Genomic DNA, 2,230 nt, shown 5'->3' on the forward strand with positions numbered 1-2,230 from the left:
TCTCCTCGGCCGCGCCTGGTGCAGCGCGGCCGAGGAGAAGTCCAGGCCGCTCATCGTGGCACCTAGGCGCGCCAGGGATACGGTGTCGGTGCCGATGTGGCATTGCAGGTGCACGGCACGCAGCCCGGTCAGATCCCCTAGGCGGGGACGGTCGAACCGGACGACGCTACTGAGGTGCCCGGGGTCGTTGATGTACCGATCGAATCCGTAGTCGGGGGAAGCGGCATGTGCCGGGGCCCGTTCGTCCCAGTTGGCCCTATTGATCGCCACGTAGTCGTCCACACCAGCACTGTGCCAGCGCACCGGTCCCCTCACCCAGTCAATATTCGCCCGCTCCGCACACAGCCACCCGATGCCGGCAGCTGTGCGGCACTCGTTGCTGATCGGTATGGCGTGTGCCCTTCTCGGCTACGAGCCCACGACCCGCGGCATGAGCGTGGAGTGGGGTGAGCGTTGGCCGCGGGGCCTGTACGGCTTCTCGTACCGCGCCACACCCCCGCCGTCATGGACGGAGCCGCCGCCGGGAATAGCGCCCAACACCTCGCAACTGTGCCGAAAGAATCCCTTGTTCGTCATTAGGTCATATGATGAGTTCCATATGGCCCATTGCTCTTGAGGAGAAGAGTCAGTTGCCCTGGCAGCCACCTTGCCTGATTTGTCCCATCCCGCCCCCTGCGCGAAGGCTGAGCCGGTCTCATGACCTCGCCTGAGACGACTGTCTACGTCAAACGCGAGCAACGCACAAATGGCGGGGAGGGTGAGGAACTGGCGCTTGATGGCAATGGACTGGATGGGAGACCGCAGCAGCCAAGGCATGTAGATTAATCGTTGAGGGGGACCAAGCCTGGCTTTGGGTGGCCCCATCCGATCTGGATATTGGTGAGGCAGTGAGGAGAGATGGACAGATTTCAAAGGTGATCAATTAACGGTCGAACACAGAAAAGAAGCTAATTAGAGACGAACTGGCTATGAGATGCCCACAACAACGAATAGCTCGGTCCTGAGGAGCAGCGGAAGGCGCCCCTTTATCGCACTAACTACGTTCCTTAACCTCTGTGTCTGGGTTGCCGTATCGATTACGGCGCAGCGGTGGGACCGGCTAGATGCGCCGTCCGTAATTCTCCTACTCTTGAGCAGCTTACTGCTCCTGAAGTTCGTGCGCGCAAAAACCCGGCTCAACAACGATGGGCTGACCATCCCGCGGACCTTCGGCGTGAGGACCGTCCCATGGGACATCATCGAGAGAATCGATGTGCACCGCGGGCCTTGGGGCCGCCACGTCACTTTGTCCTCACGAGAGGGAAGGTCCATTAAGCTTCCGGCACCCGGTGATTGGTGGCCGCTTCAGGACTCGAATTTCGACCAGAACCTCGCCATCATCCGCGAACAGTGGTCCAGGAACCACTGAGTGCCACCGCCTTTCCGAACAACTGCTTGATGGTGATCTGCGGGCAGACCGATGCCCGGGGTGGATCGCCGCGTACTTGGTGTCGTGGCGTGGGCGTAGCGATGCACGGTCTCGGGATCGTCGCATGCTGTTCGCGTCACCTGGCGGTCCGTGCGCATTATCATTCGGCCGGGCCAGTTGTGGAGGCGGTTACCGTCGGCGGAGGAGACGACCTTGATATGTCAACCGGGCTCGCGCGGAGTTGCTGACGGCGGAAGCGAAGCCCGCGGTACTCCCTGAACCCGTGCGTATGGCGTTCACCCTGGCCGAGACCGCGGATGATGTCGTGAAGGCCGAATCGTCGCGGGAGGCGGGTGGCGCGATCGCGGGTAAGGCGCTGGAGGTGATCGTTCTCGCAATGTTCCAGGCGGTCGATCTGGCGGGGATCGCGCCGCTAGCGAAGGCGATGAACGACGAGGTCGGCGATAAGACCGCGATTGTGGATCCGGAAGCACTTCAGCAATTGGCAAATGAAATGGACGGGCCGCATCGAACGGCTGCGCAGAAGCTGTTGGACGGAGTTGAGAAGCTCATCGAGGAACTTCGAGAGCCCGAGTCGTCTCCTCCGCCGGAACATGAGGAGCCTGAACCGCTTGAACCCCCTGAACCGCCTGCTCCGCGGCCTCCCGGCCCAGGTCTTGGGTGGCTTTGAATGGACCTTTTCGCCGCTCGTTCTACGGTGGAGCTGAGCGTTCGATCTGCTGCCTCTGGGTCTAGGTGGTTGGGGTGACGGTCGAGGTATTTGCCGTTCGGTTGTAGCGCGTGGCGTTCGGTGGTCTGGGT

General features: G+C 61.7%; 2 protein-coding genes and 1 pseudogene. 2 read left to right on the top strand and 1 reads right to left on the bottom strand.

The window, feature by feature from the left end; translation table 11 throughout:
* A pseudogene (locus tag ETD96_RS43410) lies at nt 1-282 on the bottom strand (SAM-dependent methyltransferase); the annotation flags it as partial.
* Nucleotides 283-973: 691 nt separating this feature from the next.
* Here ETD96_RS43410 and ETD96_RS48365 point away from each other — a divergent pair.
* Nucleotides 974-1,408 (top strand): PH domain-containing protein, encoded by a 435-nt coding sequence (locus ETD96_RS48365; RefSeq protein WP_138642294.1) that lies wholly within the window; start codon nt 974-976, stop codon nt 1,406-1,408.
* Nucleotides 1,409-1,697: 289 nt separating this feature from the next.
* Entirely contained in the window at nt 1,698-2,099 is a 402-nt protein-coding gene (locus ETD96_RS45600; protein ID WP_171069534.1) for a hypothetical protein, read from the top strand.
* Nucleotides 2,100-2,230 lie beyond the last annotated feature (131 nt).

The sequence above is a fragment of the Actinomadura geliboluensis genome, from assembly GCF_005889745.1.
GTDB classification, from domain to species: Bacteria; Actinomycetota; Actinomycetes; order Streptosporangiales; family Streptosporangiaceae; genus Spirillospora; species Spirillospora geliboluensis.